Source organism: Corynebacterium phocae, assembly GCF_008693075.1.
Classification (GTDB): Bacteria; Actinomycetota; Actinomycetes; order Mycobacteriales; family Mycobacteriaceae; genus Corynebacterium; species Corynebacterium phocae.
On record NZ_VXKJ01000053.1, the window covers coordinates 45666 to 67660 of the forward strand.

Genomic DNA, 21995 nt, shown 5'->3' on the forward strand with positions numbered 1-21995 from the left:
TTGCTGCAGCTACACCTCGCGGTCTTGGGGGCGGTTGTTTGCTCGCGGTGAATGTTGGTTTGGCCCTTGGGTTGTCGCGGTGGTGATAGCGTCACTGTGTCGAATCTGGTGTGTAATGGGCTTATGTGTCAAAACCTTGGCGGAGGGTGGGGATCACCGGTAGATTAAGCAGTATGAACGACCAGGATCCCTTTGCAATTCTCAAATCTGCGCTGTCTGCTTCCAACCCTCAGCCGCTCTTAGATATCGCCGCGACCTTCATCGGAATGATGGAAGAAGACCCGGGGATGGCCCCCAAGTTTATTGAGGGGCTGATTTCCGCTGAGCGGCGGGAAAATGTGGCCGTTCTGTACGTGCTCAAGGAATTGACCAACAATGACATCCTGGCCAAGCGCATTGACAAGGCCCTGAAGAAAAATACTCACCAGCTGCCAAAATGGTTGCCCCAGCTGGGGGAGATGAAGGTACTTGATACCGCAATTGAGGCAAAGCAGTGCGTGGGTGACGTGCACTACTACGCGGCAGAGATAGACATCCCGGGGGCACCGTTGGTTACCGCCAATCTTTCCATCAATCTTAACGTCGGCGGGACTGTTTTTGATTTCTTCATCGCCCCGGGTGACCTAAGCTACGTGCTCGAGGAGCTGAAGAAAGACGAAACCATCCAGAGCATCGACTCTATTTCTTTGGGCAAGTTGGCTCGAGCATATAAGGAAACCTCGTTGGCAGAGGAGCGCCTGCCTAATCAGGTGTACCGTGAAACCTGGCCCAACGGTAGGCCTATCTTCGATTGGATTCAAAGGCACCTGCCCGAGCCCGAGCCTGCGGAGGATACCCAATCCAAGCTAGGTGACACCGCAGCACTGGCCCAAGAGTTTATCGAAGAATTGAAATTAGACGACGATGATGCACTTCGCGCAGAAGGTTTGATCTTTGTAAGCAAATCGCTTGGCTGCGGGGACCCTTTGCGCTGGTCACCACTACGCGTGGAAATAATTTTTAATGCGTACTCTTCAAATCTAAGTGCGAGCGAAATAGTGGAAGATGGCATTCCGTCTATTTTACGCAAGCTTATTGTTTGGGCGGGCAAGCGTAACAATACGCCGAATGAGTTCGTGGAGCTAGCGCTAGAGGCCGTAGACGAGGAACAGGCAAAACTACTCATGAAGGGGTTTTCCCGGGAAGATAGCAATTTCTCACCCATGGATTCCGGCCGAATATTTGAGGAGTTTCTTCAGGACGCTATTGATGCGCCCTATGAAAAGCCATCACCTACGGTATATTTGTCCGGTAAGGTTGATGACCACCCATTGCCGGACGACGAGTCCGTGGACATGTCCACCGTCCCTGATGACCTGAAGGAGAAGGTTAAGGACTGCCTGGAACAGATAGATAAATTCTTCGAGGGAAAGTTTTTTGAAGATCTGGAGACTAAGACGGTAGCCACCCGGCTATTGAGCCGCACATTGGAGACCAATCCGGGATTTATCAAAGACAACCGTTCCTCGGCAGCGCGTAAGGCGGGGGTGCTGCTAACGGTAGCGCTGGAGTTCGATGACAGATTTGATCCCTGCGAAATAGTTGAGGAATCCCTGGAGCTGCGCACCTCGTTGGAGAAAAAGGTGGAAACCTTCTCCAAAAAATTCCTTGCTGATAAGGAGTATCTGGAGGAAAACGCCGCGCGGTTTTTGACCTCCTCCCGTCGGGCGCTATTCAACGCCCGCGGCTACTAAGCGGCTGTTGGTCTGAACCCCGGCGCTCCCGGGCACTTAAGGCCCGGGAGGTGTAAAGGCAAACTACGCTGCGCAACCGCTCCCAGTTCTGGCGTGTTTTTGGCAACCGCCTGCGTGAGCTACTGGGGGCGCGCCCCGCTTACACCGCAGTGACGGCTGCCCACGCGCGGAGGAAGGCATCAGTTTCCTGTGCGGTGGTGGCGGTGATCCGAATGCCCTCATCAAAGGCGCGCACGAGGACACCCTCCGCAGCGAGATTCTTGGTCACTTCCTGGGGCGTGCCAAGACAGGCGGCTAGAAGGTTCTCCCGCGGGATCCACACCAGGTTGGCTTCCGAATGCGGCACACCGAAGTCCGCTAGCTCCGCCACTAAGCGATCGCGTTCAACGATGGTTTCCGCAATGCGGGACTGCAGGCTGCGCTGCGATTGGATGGAGGCAATGGCACCCGCCTGAGCAATGGCGTTGACGTTGAAAGGCGTGGAGGTCCTTGCAATAGCCGCGATGATGTCTTTGTCACCAAAGGCGTAGCCCACGCGCGCGCCGGCTAAGCCGTAGGCCTTGGAGAAGGTGCGCACCCCAATGACGTTGGGGTACTTCTTCATCACCTCAGTCGAGACGGGGGAGTCTGCGGCGCGGTTGTACTCAAAATAGGCTTCATCGAGCGCAACTAGGACGTTGGCGGGGATTTGGTCCATGAAGGCCGCGAACTCCTCAGTGGTCACGGTGGTGCCCGTGGGGTTGTTCGGATTGCACACGAACACCAACTTGGTTTTGTCAGTGACCGCAGCGGCCATGGCTGGCAAGTCCACCCGGTGGTCCGCGTCCAGGGGTACCGGCACCGGGCGTGCGCCCACCATCAGGGCAAAAATGGGGTAGGCCTCAAAGCTGCGCCACGGGAAAATTACCTCATCACCGGGCTGACATGTTACCTGCGCCAATTGCTGGCACACCGTGGTGGAACCGTTGCCCACCAATACCTGTTCCGGGGAATAGCCCAGGTGATCTGCTAGCACCTGGCGCAGTTTAGACACACTCATATCCGGGTAACGGTTGGCGCATGCGGCGGCGTCCTGCATGGCCGTAACCACCTCCGGGAGGGGAGGGTGCGCAGATTCATTCGAGGAGAGCTTGACGGCGTTTTCATCTACTGCGCCGGGGATGTAGGTGGGAAGTAGATCTAGGTCATCTCTAAACATGGGTGGTTCCTTCCAAGAATTGACGTAGGTTCCTTAGCTTTCATTGCGGGGCCCGCGGGGGCCAAAGTCAAAGTCGGCGGTCAACGGACCGAAGGCCTTGAGTCCTTGCGGGGCGTCAAAAGGATCGAGGTGCAACTCCACGAACGCGCCGTGGTCAGCGGTGGAAAGTTCCTCCAGAATCTCTGCCAGCTGGCCCTCAGTGCGGGCGCTGTAGGACTTCATGGTGGTGTCCCGCTTGAAGACCTTTGGCAGCGCACCGTAATCCCAGTCCTGGATGTCGTTGTACTCCTGCTCCATGCCCAGGATGTAGCGCTCAATGGTGTAGCCCCGGTTATTGAGCAAGAAGATGATGGGCTTGAGGTCCTCGCGGAGGATGGTGGAAAGCTCCTGGACGGTGAGTTGGAAAGAGCCATCACCAATAAAGAGAAGGTGGCGGCGGTCCGGGTTGGCCAGCTGCGAACCCATCACGGCAGGAAGCGTGAAACCGATGGAGCCCCAGATAGTGGAGTTGATGTACTGGACGCCCGCGGGCATGGGCCACGGGCTCAGGCCGATGTTGGAAGTGCCGGCCTCCGCCACCACTACGTCATCCTCCCGGATAAAGTTCAAGATTTGGCGCCACAGCCGCTCGTGCTTTAGCTCTGCGTCCTTGCGCACCCTTTGCGCCGGCAGCTTAGGCTTGGGGTCCTCAACCTTCTTGGTAGCCGCCGGAATACGCTCCGCCAGCTCTTCGAGCAACTCCAGTGTGTTGATTCCCACGAAGTATTCACCGGCAATGGAAATATGCTGGTCACCGAAGTTGATCTTGTTTTCTTCCCGCAGGGTATGGGTAAAGGAACCGGAGTTGACCTCAATGAAGCGTGGGTTGGTGGTGAACACCAGATCCGAAGCCTCCACACGCTCTTGCACACCAGGGGCGGAAGCGGCACCGTTGTAGGTACCAATGAACAGTGGGTTGCGCTCGTCCAAAATGGCTTTACCAGAGGCCAGCTGGGTGTACGGCAGCTGGGCTTTTTCCACGATGACACGGAACAAGTCTGTGAACTTGTGCCTATCAGTATCCTGATCCACCATCAAGATGGGGTCTGTAGCTGTGCTGAGCTTGGCCAAGACGGCATCGGCAGCAGCTGCCAAGCGTTCCTTGTCTGAAGATGCCAAGCTAGTGTCAAAGTCGTGCTCCGGGACCTCAATCGTGAGGTGGGTGATGTCAGAGGGGATCTGGATGTGTACGGGGCGCTTTTCCCGCAGACAGGTGTGCAACGCGCGGTCTATCTCCTCAACCACATTCATGGGCGTGACGCGGATAGCTAGCGCAGTGAACTGGGAAATGGCGTCCAGCATGTTCGTGTAATCACCGTCCGCCAGGGTGTGGTGCAGCTGCCAGCCGTGCTCGGTTGCGTACAGCGGCGGCGCACCTGCCAGCGAAACCACGGGCACGTGCTCGGAACGGGAGCCAGCTATTCCGTTGATGGCGGAGAGCTCACCCACGCCGTAGGTGGTCAGCAGAGCCCCCACGCCCCGCTGGCGTGCGTAGCCGTCCGCTGCATAGGCGGCGTTGAGCTCATTGCACGTACCCACAAAGCGGATGTCTTCAGCGGCATCAATTTGTTCCAGGAAGCTCAAATTGAAGTCCCCCGGGACGCCGATGATCTCATTAATTCCGATGGCCTTGAGCCGGTCCAGGATAAATTCCCCAATAGTGGTAGTACGCATTAAATCTTGTCCTTTCTAAGTCTTGGTTTTTAGGTTCTAGCTTAGGCTTGAGTCTCCGTAGACCTAAGCCTGTGCTTGTCTTAAGCCTTCGCACGCCTTCCGGCGGCCTTGCGCACGAACCAGAGGGCCACCAGGGCAAGGACCCAGAGCGGCAGGGCGATGGCGGCCTGTTGGTAGTCTGCCAGCCTAGTCATCAGCACCACGATCATCGCAAAAAATGCCAGGCAGAAGTAGTTTGCCAGCGGGTACAGCGGAGCCCTGTAGCTAGGTTCGTGGCCCTGAGTCTTCATCAGCTTGCGGAACTTCAAGTGGGAAATCACAATGGACGACCAGGAGATGATTTCAGCTCCCACGATAATGGCAATGAGGATGATGAGGATACGGCCCTCAAACAAATAGTTAAGCAAGACGGCTGAACCCATGAGCAAGCAGTTGAAAAGCAGGGCCCTCACCGGGACGCCCTTGGCGTTGGTAGCGGTGAATAGGTTGGGGGCCTGGCCGCCCAGGGCAAGATCGCGCAACATGCGGCTGCCGGAGAAGGTCATGGTATTGAACACTGACATCGCGGCTACCAGAATGATAATATTCAGGCCGGTGGCGGCGCTAGTGATACCCAACGTGGTCAAGGTCCGTACGAACGGGGAAGTGGCCGTGTCCATGTGCTCCCACGGGCTCAGCAACACAATGATGGAAATACCGCCGATATAAAAGACCAGGATGCGCCAGATGACCGAGTTGATGGCACGAGGCAAGGTTTCCGCTGGGTCCTCCGCCTCACCTGCCGCAGTACCAATGGATTCAATACCACCAAAGGCAAAGAGCACAGCCACTAGGGAGATGAGTATTCCGTAGGTACCCATGGGGAAGAAGCCGCCGTGTTCAGTGATATTGCTTAGACCAAGTGCGGGTTCGGGCGTCATGCCCAGCACAATTGCTATACCCACAACGATCATCAGGATGAGCGCCGCGATTTTCAGGAAAGACAGCCAAAATTCCGTCTCCGCGAATGCGCCAACGTGCACCAGGTTCAGAACCATCACCAGAACCAAGGTCACCAGGGCGGTAATCCAGTGTGGGAGATCCGGGTACCAAAAATCCATGATGGTGCCCGCCGCTGTTAGTTCCAGCATTCCCACCACGATGGTGGTAAACCACCAGTTCCAGCCGGTGATGAAGCCGGCCAGTGGTCCGATGTAGGTGCGTGCGTAGGCGCTAAAAGAGCCGGAGACGGGGTGCTCAACTGCCATCTCACCCAGCATCCGCATCATGAGGTAGATGACAAAGCCCGCGATGGCAAAGGAAAGAATGACCGCAGGGCCTGCCTGTTGGATGGCAGCGCCGGAGCCCAGGAATAGGCCGGTTCCAATTGAGGAGCCAAAGGCAATCATCTGCAAATGGCGGGACTTCATCTTTCTTTGCAGGCCTTCATCTATTTCCAACCCCGAGGGGCGGGCTGCACCAGATGAGGTATTCGCGGTTGGTAGTTTCTTGGGCGACTGGTCTTTAAATGCCATGCGCTGCCCCTTTCTTTCCGTTCAATAAGTGGTTGTGCCGCGAAAGCCCACTCCACTGTGGGCTGTCGCTATTGCCACTACGCAAGCCGGTGGCAAGGAAAATGCAGGAATACGGGATCCAGCCCGAAAGGCAAAGAGATGGCACTTACAAGTCCACGGCTAGTGTGACTTACATCTAATTCCCTAGGTTCATTATCCTGCGCCACTATTGGACTTGTCACTGCACCGTTGTAGGAACTAGATTTGACATATGTCGCAAGTCACAACATCACGCTTGGAGATCATCCAGGGTTTAGTCGACGAAGCCGCGATCTCCTGCAACCGGTCCGTGGAGCTGGCCACCCCCGCCATCTCCGTCATCTGCGCCAGCCCGCAGCTGGGCGCAATCGACCGCCCACGTGCAGACTCGATTTTGAACAAGAAACCCCCACGGGAGCCCATTCCCTGGATGCTCGAGCACGGCATCATGGAGGCGGAAGGTCCCGTTGCGCTACCGCCCAACGAGGAGTTCGGGATGTTAGCGCGCCTAGTCTATCCGCTTCGCAAGGATAAAGAACTCTACGGGCACCTGTGGATTATCAACGAACCCCCGCTCTCCCCAGCTGAGATGGATCAGCTACACCCCATCACGCAGCGCCTGGCCAGGGCACTGCACAACCACCAGATTTCCGCAGAAAGCCTTCTCAATTCCCGCAGGCAGGCCACCAGGCGGCTGCTAAGCGACCTGCCCGGCGCGCTTGAAGACGCCCACCAAGACGGGTATCTCCCACCAGGCAGTCCGCTGTACGTACGCGTATTTTCCTTTGCTAGTAACGCGCACATAGACGGTATTGAAAGGGCTGCCACCCCGCACCGCAACCCTTTCCTGCTGGCCGCGGATCCCAAGGCACCGCACCGTCTAATAGCCATAGAGCCCTCCCCCTCTGACGACGCCACAGCGTTTGTCACTCGCGCCGCCCACAGCGCTGGAACGCCCCCAATAGCCACCGGCAGCGCCCACATCACGGGGTCAATTGCCAGCGCAGCCGAAAGAGCCCGCTTTGCCGCCGATGTCGCCCGCTTAACCGGCCAAGACACGCTCAGCTGGGAAGACGCGGGGGCGTGGCGCCTACTGTTGCACTGGCCACTTGAACCCGCCACCGTAAAAGAACTATGCCCGGCAGTAACCGATTTAATAAGCAACCAGGTCAGCGACATATTCTGGACAACGCTGCTTGCCTATCTCAATAATTCCCGCAATACCAAAGCCACGGCATCCCAGCTCTTCATCCACCGCGCCACCCTTCACTACCGGCTGGAACGGGCATGGGAACTACTAGGCGCAGAGTTTGAAGAAAACGGCTGGGAGGCCACGGCGCTGCACCTAAGCCTCAAACTGCATGGCGCCCTGCAACACCGCCAGGTGTGACACGCCAGCTGCCACGCGCAAACAAAAAGCCGCTGCCACAGACCCTCTGGAGGTCTATGACAGCGGCTGCGGCCGCACGGGGGACTAGCCGTTAATGATGTGCGGGTAAGCCAAGCCCTTCAGGCCCTCCGTGCCAAACTCCACGCCGTAGCCGGAGGACTTGATACCACCGAAAGGAACGCGGGGGTCCACAGCGCCGTGGCTGTTAATCCAGGTGGTACCGGCCTCTAGGCGGGCGGCTACCTCCCGGGCGCGCTCACGGTCAGCAGACCAGACCGAAGACCCCAGGCCCACATCGAGCTTATTAGCTTGCTCGATTGCCCAATCCAGGTCGGTGTACTTGATAATTGGCAGCGCGGGGCCAAACTGCTCTTCCACCACCAGGGGATTGTCCGGATCAATATCCGCAACCAGGGTGGTGGGGTAGAAGTTACCCGGCGCGTCATAGTCTGGATCCCCGCCCATCACTACGCGGGCACCGGAGTCTTTGGCAGCCTTGACCAGCTTGTCCACGATCTCAAACTGCGCGTGGTTCTGCAGAGGGCCCAACACGTTTTGCTCCTCGGTGCCCACGCCCATCGGTGAATTCTCCGCCACCTCAGCGAGAGCCTGGATGACCGAATCATACAAGGACTCCGGCACGTAGAGCCGCTTCATTGCCGCGCAGGTCTGGCCGGTGTTGATGAAAGCACCCCAGAACAAGTCCCCGGCAATAGCCTGCGGATCAACATCATCAAGAAGAATGCCGGCGTCATTGCCACCCAACTCCAAGGTCACGCGGGTCAGGTTGTCTGCGGAGGACTCAACAATCTTCTTTCCGGTGGCGGTGGAACCGGTGAACATGATCTTGTCAATATCCTCGTGCGCGGTCAACGCTGCACCCACCTCACCGTCACCGGTAACAACCTGCACCAAGCCCTCCGGCAGGACGGAGTTAATGACCTTCACCAGAGCCAACACCGATAGCGGCGTGTACTCAGAAGGCTTGACCACGATGGTGTTTCCCATACGCAGCGCCGGCGCAATCTGCCAGACAGTAATCATCATGGGCCAGTTCCACGGACCAACCGCGCCAACCACGCCTAGTGGGCGATAGTGTACTTTTGCCGTGATGTCATCATCAACGGCAGTGTAATTGGGGTGCTCAAAGGAAGCCGTGGCGCGCAGCCAACCGGAACACGCACCTACTTCAAAGCGGGCATTAGGCCCGTTAAGCGGCTTGCCCTGTTCCCGGGATAGCAGCTGTGCAAGGGGCTCTGCGGCGGCCTCCACGGCGTCGGCAGCTTTGAGCAGCAAATCACAACGCTCTTCGTCGCTGAGTTTGGCAAACTCTGCTTGGGCCTGGCGGGCCTTGGCTACCGCCTCATTGACATCCGCGACGCTACCCACACGGTAGCTACCCACGACCTCATCAGTAGCGGGATTTTTAACCTCCTGGCCGGAGTCATCGGTAATGGCAGCCAGCAGCTCTTCATAAGTGTTGTACTCAGACATTTCTTCTCCTTGGAGTGGGGGACTAGGGGCAGTTGGCGTGAAACCACGCTATAAACCCCATTGTTACCCAAGCCACAACATCCATTGTTGACTATCCGTGCACACAATTTGTGCCAAACTGTGCCAGCCATCACGCTATAGTGTAGGTATGCCCTCCCCGAATAGCTCCGCACAGCGCTTTGACCTGGCCGCCTGGCGTGCCGCCGCTGCTGCCGCCTTCGGCCAACTAACGGTATCCACAAGCAACCCCGGGGCTTTCTGGGCCTCCCTGGCACGCGCGGCGGTGGGGGAGGTTTCCCTTTTTGACATGCACACCGCAGCCCACCAAGTCAGCCGCCAACAAACCATGATTGGCTCCCAGGACGCCGCCTTTTGCAAACTTAGCCTGCAGATTTCCGGGCAATCAACCATGACCCAGGACGGCAGAACCTGCACGCTACAACCAGGCGACCTGGCCCTGTATGTCACCCAACGCCCCTACACACTCACCTACCCGGAACCCCAACGCTCCCTGGTCATGCACTTTCCGGAAAAGTACCTCAACCTCTCACCCCGCCAACTGGGGAACATCACCGCCAGCCCCATCTCCCGCGAACACGGCCTGGGAAAAGTGGCAGTCCCACTCTTTGAACAACTAGCCACCAACTTGGACGAGCTCCAAGGCCCCCACGCACCCGCGCTGGTGCACTCCGCACTAAACCTCTTGGTGGCAGTCCTATCCTCAGAACTGGCAGCCAAAGATGAATCCCCCGCAGACCTACTGTTCAACCAAGCCACCTCATACATAGACAGCAACCTTGGGGACCCGGAGCTTTCACCCCAAACCATCGCGAATGCGTTGTTTATTTCCGTGCGTCATCTGCACTCCCGCTTCGCGGCGCAAGACCTCTCTGTGGGGTCCTACATCCGCACGCGGCGCTTAGAACGTATCCGCACACAACTGGCGGACCCCAACCACGCCCACGAACCCATCGGCGTAATCAGTGCCCGCCACGGACTGCACGACCCCTCCCACTTCTCCCGCACCTTTAAAGCCGAGTACCACGAGTCACCAAGTGCCTATCGGGCGCGGCTGGCCTAGCTTAGGGAAGCAAGCAATTCGCTAGGCCAGGCCACTGACGGTGCGCAAGACGGTTTTCATCTTGGCGTGCTCCTTATGCCTGCTTCCCAGCTTTGGCTCCGCCCTAGGTCTGCGCATAGGGATCGCGCACGCCAATGTACTGCACGCTGGTGTACTCATCGAGGCCTTCGGCACCACCCTCGCGTCCCATTCCAGATTGTTTGACGCCGCCAAAGGGGGCGGCGGCATTTGAGATCACGCCGGCATTAAAGCCCATGAGGCCAAACTCTAGGCCATCAGCTATCCGCCACAAGCGGTCAGAGTCTTCAGTAAAGACGTAGGAGGCCAACCCATACTCAGTATCATTGGCCAACGCTAAAGCTTCTTCCTCCGTCCGGAAAGTCATGATGGGGGCCACTGGCCCAAAGATTTCTTCCTTCGCCACGCGGCTGTCCAACGACACCCCAGTGAGTACCGTGGGTTCGTAGAAAAAGCCTTTCCCACCTGCCGGTTTACCGCCGGTAAGTACCTTAGCCCCGTGCGATACGGCGTCTTCAACCAGCGCTGAGATGTTATCTAGTGCCTTGCGCTCCACCAGGGGACCGCACGTCACCCCCTCATCGAGGCCGTTGCCCAGCTTCAACTTAGATATTTCCGCCGCAAACCTCTCCGCGAACTCCTCAGCTACGGACTCATGCACCAGAAAACGGTTGGCGGCAGTGCAAGCCTCTCCGATATTGCGCATCTTAGCGCCCATGGCACCTGCCACGGCTTGGTCCAGGTTGGCGTCTTCAAACACGATGAACGGGGCGTTGCCGCCTAGTTCCATGGAGGTTCGCAGCACGTTGTCTGCGGCCGCCTTGAGAAGCGTCTTACCCACTGCAGTGGAACCGGTGAAGGACACCTTCCGCAAGCGGGGGTCTGACATTACGGGCTCCGCGATAGCCGAGGCAGAACTCCCCGCCACTACGTTCAGCACTCCTGGTGGAAGGCCGGCGTCAATCATGGTTTGGGCAAAGTACTGAGTGGTCAGCGGCGTGAGTTTGGCGGGTTTGACCACCATCGTGCACCCCGCCGCCACAGCTGGGGCCACCTTGCGGGTAGCCATTGCCAGAGGGAAGTTCCAGGGAGTAATCAACAGGCAAGGACCAACTGGTTTGCGGCGGGTGATCATCCGCAGGGTGCCCTCCGGTGCGGGCAGGGTGCGGCCGTAATCCCGGACCGCTTCCTCGCTAAACCAGCGCAGGTATTCCGCACCGTAGGTGACCTCCCCATAGGATTCCGCCAGGGGTTTGCCCATCTCCAAAGTCATTAACGTAGCAAATTCATCCCGGCGGGCGGTGACTAGTTCAAAGGCACGGCGCAAAATGTCGGAGCGCTCACGGGCAGAGGTTCGGGCCCACCCATCTTGCGCGGCACAGGCAGCGTCCAATGCGGCTATCGCATCAGCAGAGCCTGCGGAAGCCAGGGTGGCAATTATTTCCCCGGTGGCGGGGTTTTCGACCTCAAAGGTCTCTCCGGTGGAGGCCTGTGTCCACTGGCCATCAATTAACAGTCCCGTAGGAACTTTTTTAAGGAGTTCGGACGTAGTGAAAGTCATCGGTGTTTTATCCTTCTTGTAAAAATTTATCGGAAAGGCTGCGGGCCGCGCCGGCCAGAAGCTGTACATCCGCCCCCACCGCCACAAAGGAAGCTCCGGCAGCCAGGTACTCATTTGCCTGGGCTTCATCGAAGGCATTGACGCCCACTGGCTTGCCAGCAGCAGCAACGGCATCAAATGTAGCCGAAACCGCTTCAAGTACCTGTGGGTGGCTTTGCTGGCCTAGAAGGCCCATCGAAGCAGCTAGATCGGAAGGGCCCACAAAGACCTGGTCCACCCCGTCTACGGCGGCAATTTCTGCCGCGTTATCAACGGCTTGAGCGGACTCAATCTGCACAGTCAGGCTGATAGTTTCTGCGGCCGCGTGGAGATAATTCTCCACCCCATTCCAGCGTGAAGAACGCGCTAGTGCCGAACCCACACCCCGTATTCCCCGGGGAGGGTAGTGCATGGCAGCTACCGCTGCCTGCGCATCCGCAGCCGTATCTACCATAGGCACCATCAGGTTCTGTGCGCCTAAGTCCAGGTATTGCTTAATCAAGGCGGTGTCATTTACGGGAATCCGGACAATTCGGCTTGGCCCGTAGACGTCTGTGGCGCGCAGAAGCTCGGCCACCGTTTCCAAGCCATAAGGGGAATGCTCCCCGTCAATGAGCAACCAATCAAAGCCGGCGGAGGCAACAATCTCCGCTGCGACGGGGGATCCAGAGCATACCCACGCGCCGATGAGGGGGGAATCAGCCTTGGCTAGAACAGAATTAAAAGGTGGTGGTAGCTTTACTGGAACTGGCATGTGATGGCCCCCAAGTCTCCAAAATCAGCGTGCACGGTATCACCAGGGTAGACCCACATAGGTTTGGTGAAAGACCCCGCTAAGATGATGTCTCCGGCGGCCAAACTGTCACCATGGGCGTGAAGTTTATTAGCCAGCCAGGCCACACCGGTGGCCGGATGATTAAGTACCGCCGCTGCCACGCCCGTGTCCTCAATGGATTCATTGCGGTACAGCAAAGCACTGACCCACCTTAAGTCCACGGCGTCGGGTGCCACTGGGTTGCCACCGTAAACCATGCCGCCTAATGCAGCATTATCTGCAATGGTATCCACAATGGTGCGGCCTTCCATTTCAATCCGGGAAGATAGAATCTCTAGAGCCGGCACCACGTATTCCGTCGCGCGCAGAACGTCAAACACCGTAGCAGCTGGGCCTTTCACGGGCTCTTTGAGAACAAAAGCCAGCTCCACTTCAATACGAACGTTGGAAAACCGTGAGTGATCAATGACCGCGCCGTTGTCAAAAATCTGATCAGCAAAAATTGCGCCGTAGTCAGGTTCCGTAATCCCCGTGGCTTCTTGCATGACCTTGGAAGTCAAGCCTATCTTGCGGCCAGCCAACCGACGGCCCTGGTCTAACCCGCGTTTCACCCACTGCGCTTGGACAGCGTAGGAGTCATCCACAGTCATCTCTGGGAACCGTTTGGTCAACAGAGGAACCATGCTGCGGTCGCGTTCCGCCTGCGCCAACTCGTCCGCGATTTCGGTATGTTGTTGTTTACTCAGCATCTGACGTGCTCCTTATGGATAATTTATGGTTTGTGCTGTTTTTAGTTCTGAAAGTAGCCGTCTATCCCAAAAAGGCTGGGGCGCGTCCAAGATCCTATCTACGCTGCCCCAGCCTACTTTTCTGTTCCTTACGATTGTTCCAACGGTTCTAGAGTTGGTGGCCTAGCTTGAACTCTCCCTGCTTCCACTCCGGCATGGAGTCTTCATCTTCGGGGCGGGTGTAGGAGAAGCCATCCGCGCCAATCGTTTGGGCCAACTCGGAGTCATCCGTGCGCTTGACCAGCGGCACTGGGTTTCCATCCAGGTCCAAGACGGTGGAGCCATCCCGGTACCAGGAAGGAACCACGGGCGTACCCCACCAGTCACGGCGCTGGTTGTCATGAACATCCCAAGTTACGACCGGGTTGTCTGGGTCACCGGTGTAGTAGTCCTGGGTGTAGATTTCCACGCGGTGGCCGTCCGGGTCGCGTAGGTAGAGGTAGTAGGCGTTGGAGACACCATGGCGTCCCGGCCCGCGCTCAATGCAGTCAGACTTACGGAGTGCGCCCAACTTATCGCAGATAGCAATAATGTTGTGCTTTTCATGAGTAGCGAAAGCAATGTGGTGCATACGTGGGCCGTCACCACCGGTCATAGCGGTGTCATGGACACTTGGTTTACGGCGCATCCAAGCGGCGTAAACGGTCCCTTTGTCATCACGGATATCTTCGGTGATCCGGAATCCTAGGTCTTCCATGTACGCTACTCCGGCGGTGACGTCCGGAGTGATTTGGTTGAAGTGGTCTAGGCGAACGATTGCACCTGGCACGTGAATGTCATAGCTCCAGCAGTGACGCTCGCGGTGCTCTACCTCATAGAAGAACTCATAGGGGAAACCCAACGGGTCTTGAACTCGCACGGAGTCACCAATACCCCTGACAAAGCCGTCTTTCTTACGGCGAACCTCACAGCCGCGAGCCTTGTAGAACTCCTCCGCGCGGTCTAGTTCTTCTGGGGAGCGCACCCGGAACGCAAATGCAGCAACTGCCGGCACGGGGCCTTTGCGGAGAATCAAGTTATGGTGGATGAATTCCTCGTAGGTGCGCAGGTAGATGGCTTCATCATCTTCATAGGTAACCAGCAAACCTAGGGTATCTACGTAGAACTTACGGGAAGCGGCCAAGTCTGTGACCACAATTTCCATGTAGGCGCACCGCAAAATGTCTGGTGCTTGGACTTTTGTCATGTCGACTCCTTAAGTCAAAGGGAATGGGTGGATGGAAAAGGAAAAAATTTCTAGGGGACGGGGAGAGCGGAAAGGCAGAGGAAAGGGTGGGGGAGTGATATGAAATTAGGTGATCAAAATGCCTTTCCGCTGCCCGGCTTAGTCCTGCTTGCCAAAGACCGGATTGTGAACTTTGTCCAGGTTGATGTGAATGGCCTGCTGTTCGGTGTAGAAGTCAATGGAGCGGTAGCCGCCCTCATGCCCCAATCCGGAGGCTTTGACTCCACCAAACGGAGTGCGCAAGTCACGGACGTTGTTGGAGTTGAGCCACACCATTCCGGCTTCGACTTTCTGTGCAAAATTATGGGCACGCTTTAGATCAGCGGTCCACACGTAGGCAGCCAGTCCATACTTGGTGTTGTTGGCTAGCTCCAAAGCCTGCTCATCGGTGTCAAAAGGAGTGATGGCAACTACTGGGCCAAAGATTTCTTCTTGGAAAATCCGGGCGTCGGGTGCTACATCAACAAAGACTGTGGGCTGGATGAAGTTCCCTTCAGGGAATTCCTCGGGGCGGCCACCACCGGCGGCTAGGGTGGCCTCCTGCTTACCAATTTCAATGTAGGAAACAACCTTGTCATAGTGCTCCGGGTGTACCAGCGCACCGACCTCGGTAGTGGGATCGGAGGGCAGGCCAACCTTAACCCGCTTGGCAACTTCGGTATAGCGCTGAACAAACTCATCGTAAATATCCCGGTGCACCAGAATGCGGGAGCCAGCCGTGCAGCGCTCGCCGTTGAGGGAGAACACACCGAATACACAGGCATCAATGGCAGTGTCCAAATCAGCGTCCGCAAACACAATGGCGGGGGACTTGCCACCCAACTCCATGGACAGGCCTTTGAGGTAAGGAGCTGCGTTTCCAAAGATGATCTGGCCGGTACGGGACTCACCGGTAAACGAAATCAGCGGCACGTCGGGGTGCTTGACCAGGGGGTCACCTGCGTAGCCTTCTTCACCAAATCCGTTAACCAGGTTGAATACACCGGAAGGAAGGCCGGCTTCGGCAAAGATATCCGGCCACAGTTGCGCGGAGAGCGGAGTGAACTCCGCCGGCTTGAGCACCACTGAGTTTCCGGTGGCCAACGCGGGAGCCAGCTTCCACGATTCCAGCATGAAGGGAGTATTCCATGGGGTTATTAGTCCCGCCACGCCAATGGGCTTGCGATTTACGTAGTTGATTTGACGGCCGGGAACTTTGTAGGCGTCATCAGCCTGCGCCACAATCAGGTCAGCGAAGAAACGGAAATTCTCCGCCGCCCGGCGAGCTTGGCCAGTGGCCTGGGTTATGGGTAGCCCGGAGTCAAAAGATTCCCAGGTAGCAAGTGTCTCAGCGCGGGTTTCCACCAAATCAGCAATCTTGTACAACACCCGTGCGCGCTCACGGGGCAGGGCCTGCGACCACTCCCCGCTGTCGAAGGCCTCTTGGGCTGCGGCGACCGCCTTGTCAATATCGGCTGGTTTTCCGGAAGCCGCCTTGATGTAGGCGCGGTTGGTCACGGGATCTAGGACTTCGAACTCATCCCCGTCAATAGAGGGAACAAACTCCCCATTGATGTAATGCAGGATTTTCTCGGGTAGGTTCTCAGGCTTGGCGGCGTCGTTGTTCATGCTCATGATTTTTATTTTCTCCTTGGTTCTTTTTGAAGTACGTCTCTGCGGTTTTCAGGCGGTGTTGGCGGGCTACTCTTTCGATATAGTCCGGCTCCGCGCCGACCTCTATGAGGCCGACCATCATTTCATGTTCGTTCACCGACTCTGCGGCTCTTTCCGGGATATAGCGGAAAGTTGAAACCCGGTGGTAGTCAAGGCGGTCCCACTGCTCATGGAGCAACTGCAACATGCGCTCATTGGGACACTTGCTGGCCAAGACCTTGTGGAACTGCTTGTTTAACCGGGTGAATTCTTCCGGAGTCTCCACCACGTCTAGAGCTCGCATGCGGGAATTAATCTCCCGGGCTGTAGCCAGATCTTGGGCATCTAGATACGGGGCGGATAGCGCCGTGGCACGAGCCCCTAGGGTGGCAACTATCTCCATGAGCTCGTGATAAGCCTCCCTGTTGAGGGTAGTCACGGAGGCCCCCACATTCCGCTCGAAGGTCACCAAGCCTTCCGCTTCTAGCTGCCGGATGGCTTCCCGTACTGGCACCACACTGACATTGATCTCTTCAGCAATGTTAGACAGCACTAGCCGGTGCCCGGGTTCAAACTCCCGGGTTCTAATCTTCTGGCTAATCCAGTCGTACGCCAGCTGTGACTTACTGCCGGAGGAAGTCATCCCCCTAGCCTTCCTGTTCCGATTTCTGGGCGTCGCGGAAGTCAAGGTAGTCCTGCTTATTCTGGCCGGTGGGTGGGAAGAGTCCGTCGAGGCTATTTCCCTCCGCCACGCGCTTCGCTACCCATTCATCTTCATGCTCTTTGGCTATAGCAGCGTCAGCTACCTCTGCGGCTAGCTCGCGAGGGATCACAATCACGCCGTCATCATCACCGACAATGATGTCACCGGGAACAACGGTGGCGTTGCCACACGTGATGGCGATATCACTATCCCAAGGCACATGCTTGCGGCCAAGGACACAGGGGTGAGCCCCTTGGGTGAACACGGGAAGTCCAATTTCCTTGACTGCCTCAAAATCACGTACCCCACCGTCAGTGACTACACCAGCGGCGCCGCGGGTCTTAGCGCGCAGAGCCAAGATATCTCCGAGGGTGCCGGAACCAGGTTCCTGGCGGGCCTCGATCACAATAACTTCCCCCTCCGCAACGGAATCAAAAACCTTCTTTTGCTCATTGAGTCCGCCGCCGTGGGTCTTAAACAGATCCTCCCGCCCGGCCACAAAGCGTAACGTGCGGGCCACGCCCACCATCTTGGTCCCCTGGCGCTGTGGATAAACGCCTTCAATTACGCACTGTTCAATACCCCGGTTCCGCAGCTGTGCAGACAGCCCGGCGGTGGGGGCGTTAAGCAGTTTTTGCTTCAATTCAGCAGACAGTTCTTTATCCGGTAGGGGAGCAAGCCCTGCGCTCTCCCGGTCCCCGTAAGCGTCCTCGCGCTGCTTATCATCTACTTGCGGTAGGTTACCCAACTTGGGGTCAAAACTTGCTGGTACTTCAACCACGGTGGAGGTCAACCGTCCGGAACTTAGCTCTCCGGGAATATCTACTTCCACTTCTACTACGTCCCCGGGGACTATGACAGTGGAGCCGGCGGGGGTTCCGGTCAGGATGATATCACCGGTCTCCAGGGTCATGTGCTGGGAAAGGTCAGCCACAAACTGTGCCAGGGGGAAGATGAGATCTTCTTCCGTTGTCCCGCCTTCCTGAACTATTTCCCCATTTACCCAGGTGCGCACCCGAAGTGCTGCAGGATCGACCAAGCGGGCATCAATGAGCTCCGGCCCAATTGGGGTGTAGCCGTCACGGGATTTGGAGCGCGTGTTGGAACCTTTGTCCTGCGCTCGGTAGTCGTATATCCCTAGGTCATTGGAAGCGGTTACGTAAGCCACGTGCTCCCAGGCGTCTTCCAAGGAAACATTTTTAGCTGGTTTACCAATGATGAGCGCAATTTCTCCCTCAAAGGCTAGTAACTCCGTACCTGCGGGGCGCTCAATATTGCCGCCAGACTCCGCTAGGGTGCTGGTGGCTTTAAGGAAGTAGCTAGGGGCTTTGGGACGCCGCCCGCGCTGTGCGGCTCGCGACTCGAAAGCCACATGAACTGCAATCATTTTGCCCGGTTTTTCTGGCAGGAAGTGTGGGAAAGCCATGGGAATCCTTAATCTCTAATCTTTGAATTCTGGATGGGGGTTGTCAGCTTCTTGGGGGGTTGACCAAATCGTATATCATCCCTAGGATCGCCGCAAGTGGTTCATTTCACATAATCACCCACATATTCCGCAGACCACATCCTCGAAGGGGACGCTATGCCGAAAATGAATAAGCCTCCAACAAAATCTTCAATATCTACCTCCGAACGCCGCCGGGTGGTCGCCGCCACCACCATTGGCACAGCCATCGAATGGTATGACTATTTCCTTTACGCAGCCGTAGCCGGCCTCGTGTTCAATAAGCTGATGTTTGGCCCACTTGAAGGGGGATTGGCCAGTATCGTCGCCTTCCTTACAGTGGGACTTTCTTTCCTACTTCGCCCTTTGGGCGCGGTGCTAGCTGGGCACTTCGCGGACAAACTGGGCCGCAGAGTTGTTTTGATGGTCACGCTATTCGCCATGGGTGGTGCCACCACTTTGATTGGTCTCTTGCCAACCTTTGACTCTGCGGGAATCCTGGCTCCCATCCTTCTCATCACCTTGCGCATAATCCAGGGCATTTCCGCTGGCGGGGAGTGGGGATCGGCCGTCCTAATGTCAGTAGAACACGCGTCGGCAGACAAACGCGGCCTGTTTGGGGCTGGACCGCAGGTAGGCGTGCCTGCCGGTTTGTTGATGTCCTCGGGCGTACTGGCCATCATGAACCTCCTAGCCCCAGGAGAAGCCTTCTTGGAATGGGGTTGGAGAATCCCGTTCCTACTGTCCTTCCTACTGGTATTGGTGGGCTACTTTATCCGTATAGGCGTGGATGAATCCCCCGTATTCGAAGAACTCGCAGAGCGTGGACATCAGGAAGCACCCCGCCCACTACGCGTGCTTTTGACCAGGTATCTACCGCTTGTTTTCACCGCCGCCCTAATCTTTGCGGGCAATAGCACGGTGGGTTACATGACCACCGGTGGATATATCCAAAGCTATGCCTCCAACCCCGACGGACCGGTGGCCCTAGACCGGGGAGTAGTTCTCACGGCCGTGACCGTATCAGCCGTGACCTGGATGCTCTTTACGCTATTCGCAGGATTCATTTCTGACTATATTGGCCGCCGGGCTACCTATTTGGTGGGGTTCGTCCTCCAAATCATCGGCGCAGCCGCGCTGTTCCCACTGGTCAATACCGGAAACATCGGCGCGGTCTACGCCGCCCTTATTTTCCTCACGCTGGGAATAGGATTGACCTACGGCGCTCAGTCGGCAATGTACGCGGAGCTTTTCCCCGCGCCCATCCGCGCAACCGGCGTTTCCATCACCTACGCCCTCGGCTCCGTACTTGGCGGTGCCTTTGCACCGATGATTGCCGCCACCCTGTTCGAGGCCACAGGCACCACCTTCGCCATCACCGGCTACCTGGTAACCGCGTCCTTCATTGGCCTCATCTGCACCTTCCTCCTGCGTGAACGCAAGGGGATTCCACTAGGCCTCGAGCACGAGACAGAGCAATCCCGCGACCATTTCCGGTTTAGTAAGCGGGTATCAAGCTAAGAAAACCCATCGAACACCCCTAAAAGTGGGTGTTCGGCCGCCGCAATGACTCAAACGGGGGATTTCACCCTTCCGTTTCCATTGTCCGGCCGCACAACATCGTATATGATTCCGGTCTAAGAGTCATTGCTCTAAGTCACAACCGCAAAATACTACGTTTTAGGTCACATTGGTTAAGAGCTCTTCTCCCCGCACATGCGTTACGGCAGGGGGGAGCGCGTTCCCCCCTTCTTCCATTCGGACCAGCCAAGGAGAGTACTGTGCAGTTCCACCACAATGGGTATGTTTCCCAAGATCCCCGCAAATTTACAGCAGCCGGTTACGGCATCGATCGTGCGGATGAACTCCCCGATGAAATGGACGTCCTCATCGTGGGCTCCGGCCCGGCCGGAATGATTGCCGCAGCCCAACTATCCATGTTCCCGGAGGTAAACACCCGAATTATCGAACGCCGTGATGGACGTTTGGAACTCGGGCAAGCAGACGGCATCCAGTCCCGCTCCGTGGAGACCTTTCAGGCCTTTGGCTTTGCCACAGAAATTACTGAAGAGGCCTATGAAATTACGGAGATGTCCTTTTGGAACCCGGACCCACAAAACCGCGACCACATCGTGCGCGGTGCGCGACCTATCGATGATGAACACGGCATATCCGAGTTTCCCCACCTTATTGTCAACCAGGCTCGCGTGTTAGATTATTTTGCTCGGTTTGCACAGCGGGGCCCGGCGCGCATCACCCCGGACTATGGTTGGACCTTCGTGGGCTTGGAGCAGTCCACTGGGGAATACCCAGTGGTTGTCACGCTTGAAGATAGTCAGGGCAACCCCCGGACCGTCCGCGCCAAATACGTAGTGGGGTGCGATGGCGCGCGCTCCCGTGTCCGTAAATCCATCAACCGCACCCTAGACGGCAACCAGGCCAATCATGCTTGGGGAGTGATGGACGTGGTGGTTGATACGGACTTCCCGGATTGGCGCACCAAGTGTGCCATCCACTCCAAGGCTGGCTCGATCCTCCACATCCCGCGTGAAGGCGGCTACCTGTGCCGGATCTACGTGGACCTTGGAGTGGTTCCGGAGGGAGATAACCACAAGGTACGTGAGACACCTATCGAAAAAATCATTGCCAAAGCAAATGAGATTTACGCGCCATATTTCATCGATGTCAAGATGGTGGCCTGGCACTCCGTCTACGAAGTTGGGCACCGTTTGGTTGACGCTTTCGCCAATGACCCCAAGTCCCCGCGTGTATTCCTCACCGGAGATGCCTGCCACACGCACTCCGCGAAGGCGGGTCAAGGAATGAACGTCTCTATGCAAGACGGTTTCAACATCGCTTGGAAACTTGGCCATGTGTTGTCCGGCCGGGCCCCGGAGGAATTGTTGTGCACCTATCACAGTGAGCGCCAGCCGGCGGCCCGCAACCTTATTGCCTTTGACCGCGAGTGGTCAACACTCATGGCCACTCCGCCGGAGGAGTTGGAAGATCCCTCAATCTTGGAAAAATACTACGTCGAAGCTGAAGAATTCGCCGCTGGAATGATGACGCAGTACGACCAAAACATGATCGTTGATTCTGCTGAGCACCAACACCTGGCAAAAGGCTTCCCGGTGGGCAAGCGTTTCAAGTCCTATGAAGTATTGCGCCGCTGTGACGCCTTTGTCCAACACCTGGGGCACCAGCATTTCGCGGACGGCCGTTACCGGATCTACGCCTTCGCAGATTCCGCACTTCCTAATCAGCAATCAGCACTAACCGCTTGGGCTGAGGCTATGGGTCCTCTAGTGGAAAAATACACGCCGGAACACGGCGACCCCAACGACTGGTTAGATATCAAGGTCATCTACCAGCAGACCAACCACCACGACTATGAGGTCCTGGACGCCCCACGCCTGTTTAGGCCCTTCAACGGGGAACTGTGTGTTCCCAACTGGGAGAACGTTTACAACGCACTGCCTGCAGAGAAGGACATTTTCAACGCTAGGGAGATCTCCCGTGACGGTGCCGTGGTCATCGTTAGGCCAGACCAGTATGTTGGCGCGGTACTACCGCTCAACGACCCTGCAGCGGTGGAGGCCTACTTCACCAAGAACCTGGTTCCGGCCAAATCTTCCTAATTGCGCCCGGGAGCACCAACTCCAGAACGCA

Annotated in this window: 16 protein-coding genes; 5 read left to right on the forward strand and 11 right to left on the reverse strand. The window is 57.0% G+C overall.

The features are described 5' to 3' along the window. Positions 1 to 173: 173 nt before the first annotated feature. Positions 174 to 1733: a hypothetical protein gene (locus tag F4V58_RS11565; protein WP_075736178.1), complete on the forward strand. Its 1560-nt coding sequence runs from the start codon at positions 174 to 176 to the stop codon at positions 1731 to 1733. Positions 1734 to 1872: 139 nt separating this feature from the next. Here the strand turns inward: F4V58_RS11565 and hisC are convergent, their stop codons facing one another. The 3 genes from hisC to F4V58_RS11580 all read right to left on the reverse strand — a co-directional run bounded on the left by hisC (position 1873) and on the right by F4V58_RS11580 (position 6158). Beyond that, on the reverse strand, positions 1873 to 2931 hold the full coding sequence (hisC, locus tag F4V58_RS11570) for a histidinol-phosphate transaminase (protein WP_075736180.1): 1059 nt from the start codon (positions 2929 to 2931) through the stop codon (positions 1873 to 1875). 33 nt (positions 2932 to 2964) lie between these two features. After that, positions 2965 to 4644 carry an alpha-keto acid decarboxylase family protein gene (locus tag F4V58_RS11575; RefSeq protein WP_075736182.1) on the reverse strand — a complete coding sequence of 560 codons (1680 nt, stop codon included), beginning with the start codon at positions 4642 to 4644 and terminating at the stop codon, positions 2965 to 2967. 80 nt (positions 4645 to 4724) lie between these two features. Continuing rightward, entirely contained in the window at positions 4725 to 6158 is a 1434-nt protein-coding gene (locus F4V58_RS11580; protein WP_084559787.1) for an amino acid permease, read from the reverse strand. A gap of 250 nt (positions 6159 to 6408) precedes the next feature. Here F4V58_RS11580 and F4V58_RS11585 point away from each other — a divergent pair, with 250 nt between their 5' ends. Next, positions 6409 to 7566 carry a PucR family transcriptional regulator gene (locus tag F4V58_RS11585; protein WP_075736184.1) on the forward strand — a complete coding sequence of 386 codons (1158 nt, stop codon included), beginning with the start codon at positions 6409 to 6411 and terminating at the stop codon, positions 7564 to 7566. A gap of 84 nt (positions 7567 to 7650) precedes the next feature. Here F4V58_RS11585 and F4V58_RS11590 read toward each other — a convergent pair whose 3' ends face one another. Further along, positions 7651 to 9060 (reverse strand): aldehyde dehydrogenase family protein, encoded by a 1410-nt coding sequence (locus tag F4V58_RS11590; protein WP_075736186.1) that lies wholly within the window; start codon positions 9058 to 9060, stop codon positions 7651 to 7653. Positions 9061 to 9208: 148 nt separating this feature from the next. Here F4V58_RS11590 and F4V58_RS11595 point away from each other — a divergent pair, with 148 nt between their 5' ends. Next, entirely contained in the window at positions 9209 to 10141 is a 933-nt protein-coding gene (locus tag F4V58_RS11595) for an AraC-like ligand-binding domain-containing protein (protein WP_075736188.1), read from the forward strand. A 103-nt stretch (positions 10142 to 10244) separates the two neighbouring features. Here the strand turns inward: F4V58_RS11595 and F4V58_RS11600 are convergent, their stop codons facing one another. The 7 genes from F4V58_RS11600 to F4V58_RS11630 all read right to left on the reverse strand — a co-directional run bounded on the left by F4V58_RS11600 (position 10245) and on the right by F4V58_RS11630 (position 18308). Next, positions 10245 to 11720, reverse strand: a complete 1476-nt coding sequence (locus F4V58_RS11600) for an NAD-dependent succinate-semialdehyde dehydrogenase (protein WP_075736190.1) — start codon at positions 11718 to 11720, stop codon at positions 10245 to 10247. Positions 11721 to 11727: 7 nt separating this feature from the next. Then, a complete protein-coding gene (locus F4V58_RS11605) occupies positions 11728 to 12513 on the reverse strand; it encodes an HpcH/HpaI aldolase family protein (protein WP_075736192.1) in 786 nt (261 codons plus the stop codon). Further along, the gene (hpaH, locus tag F4V58_RS11610; protein WP_075736194.1) at positions 12498 to 13283 is read right to left on the reverse strand and encodes a 2-oxo-hept-4-ene-1,7-dioate hydratase; all 786 of its coding nucleotides are present in this window, start codon (positions 13281 to 13283) and stop codon (positions 12498 to 12500) included. Before hpaH ends, F4V58_RS11605 begins: the two co-directional genes overlap by 16 nt. 148 nt (positions 13284 to 13431) lie before the next feature. Next, positions 13432 to 14508 (reverse strand): 3,4-dihydroxyphenylacetate 2,3-dioxygenase, encoded by a 1077-nt coding sequence (gene hpaD, locus F4V58_RS11615; protein ID WP_075736196.1) that lies wholly within the window; start codon positions 14506 to 14508, stop codon positions 13432 to 13434. A gap of 138 nt (positions 14509 to 14646) precedes the next feature. After that, on the reverse strand, positions 14647 to 16161 hold the full coding sequence (gene hpaE, locus F4V58_RS11620; RefSeq protein ID WP_075736198.1) for a 5-carboxymethyl-2-hydroxymuconate semialdehyde dehydrogenase: 1515 nt from the start codon (positions 16159 to 16161) through the stop codon (positions 14647 to 14649). After that, positions 16130 to 16822 carry a GntR family transcriptional regulator gene (locus F4V58_RS11625; protein WP_075736200.1) on the reverse strand — a complete coding sequence of 231 codons (693 nt, stop codon included), beginning with the start codon at positions 16820 to 16822 and terminating at the stop codon, positions 16130 to 16132. Before F4V58_RS11625 ends, hpaE begins: the two co-directional genes overlap by 32 nt. 4 nt (positions 16823 to 16826) lie before the next feature. Next, the gene (locus F4V58_RS11630; protein ID WP_075736202.1) at positions 16827 to 18308 is read right to left on the reverse strand and encodes a fumarylacetoacetate hydrolase family protein; all 1482 of its coding nucleotides are present in this window, start codon (positions 18306 to 18308) and stop codon (positions 16827 to 16829) included. Between the two features lie 165 nt (positions 18309 to 18473). On the opposite strand from F4V58_RS11630, the gene F4V58_RS11635 reads away from it, so the two are divergent. Both F4V58_RS11635 and F4V58_RS11640 read left to right on the forward strand, forming a co-directional pair. Then, positions 18474 to 19847: an MFS transporter gene (locus tag F4V58_RS11635; protein ID WP_075736751.1), complete on the forward strand. Its 1374-nt coding sequence runs from the start codon at positions 18474 to 18476 to the stop codon at positions 19845 to 19847. 260 nt (positions 19848 to 20107) lie between these two features. Then, positions 20108 to 21964 (forward strand): FAD-dependent monooxygenase, encoded by a 1857-nt coding sequence (locus F4V58_RS11640; protein ID WP_075736204.1) that lies wholly within the window; start codon positions 20108 to 20110, stop codon positions 21962 to 21964. Positions 21965 to 21995: the final 31 nt, after the last annotated feature.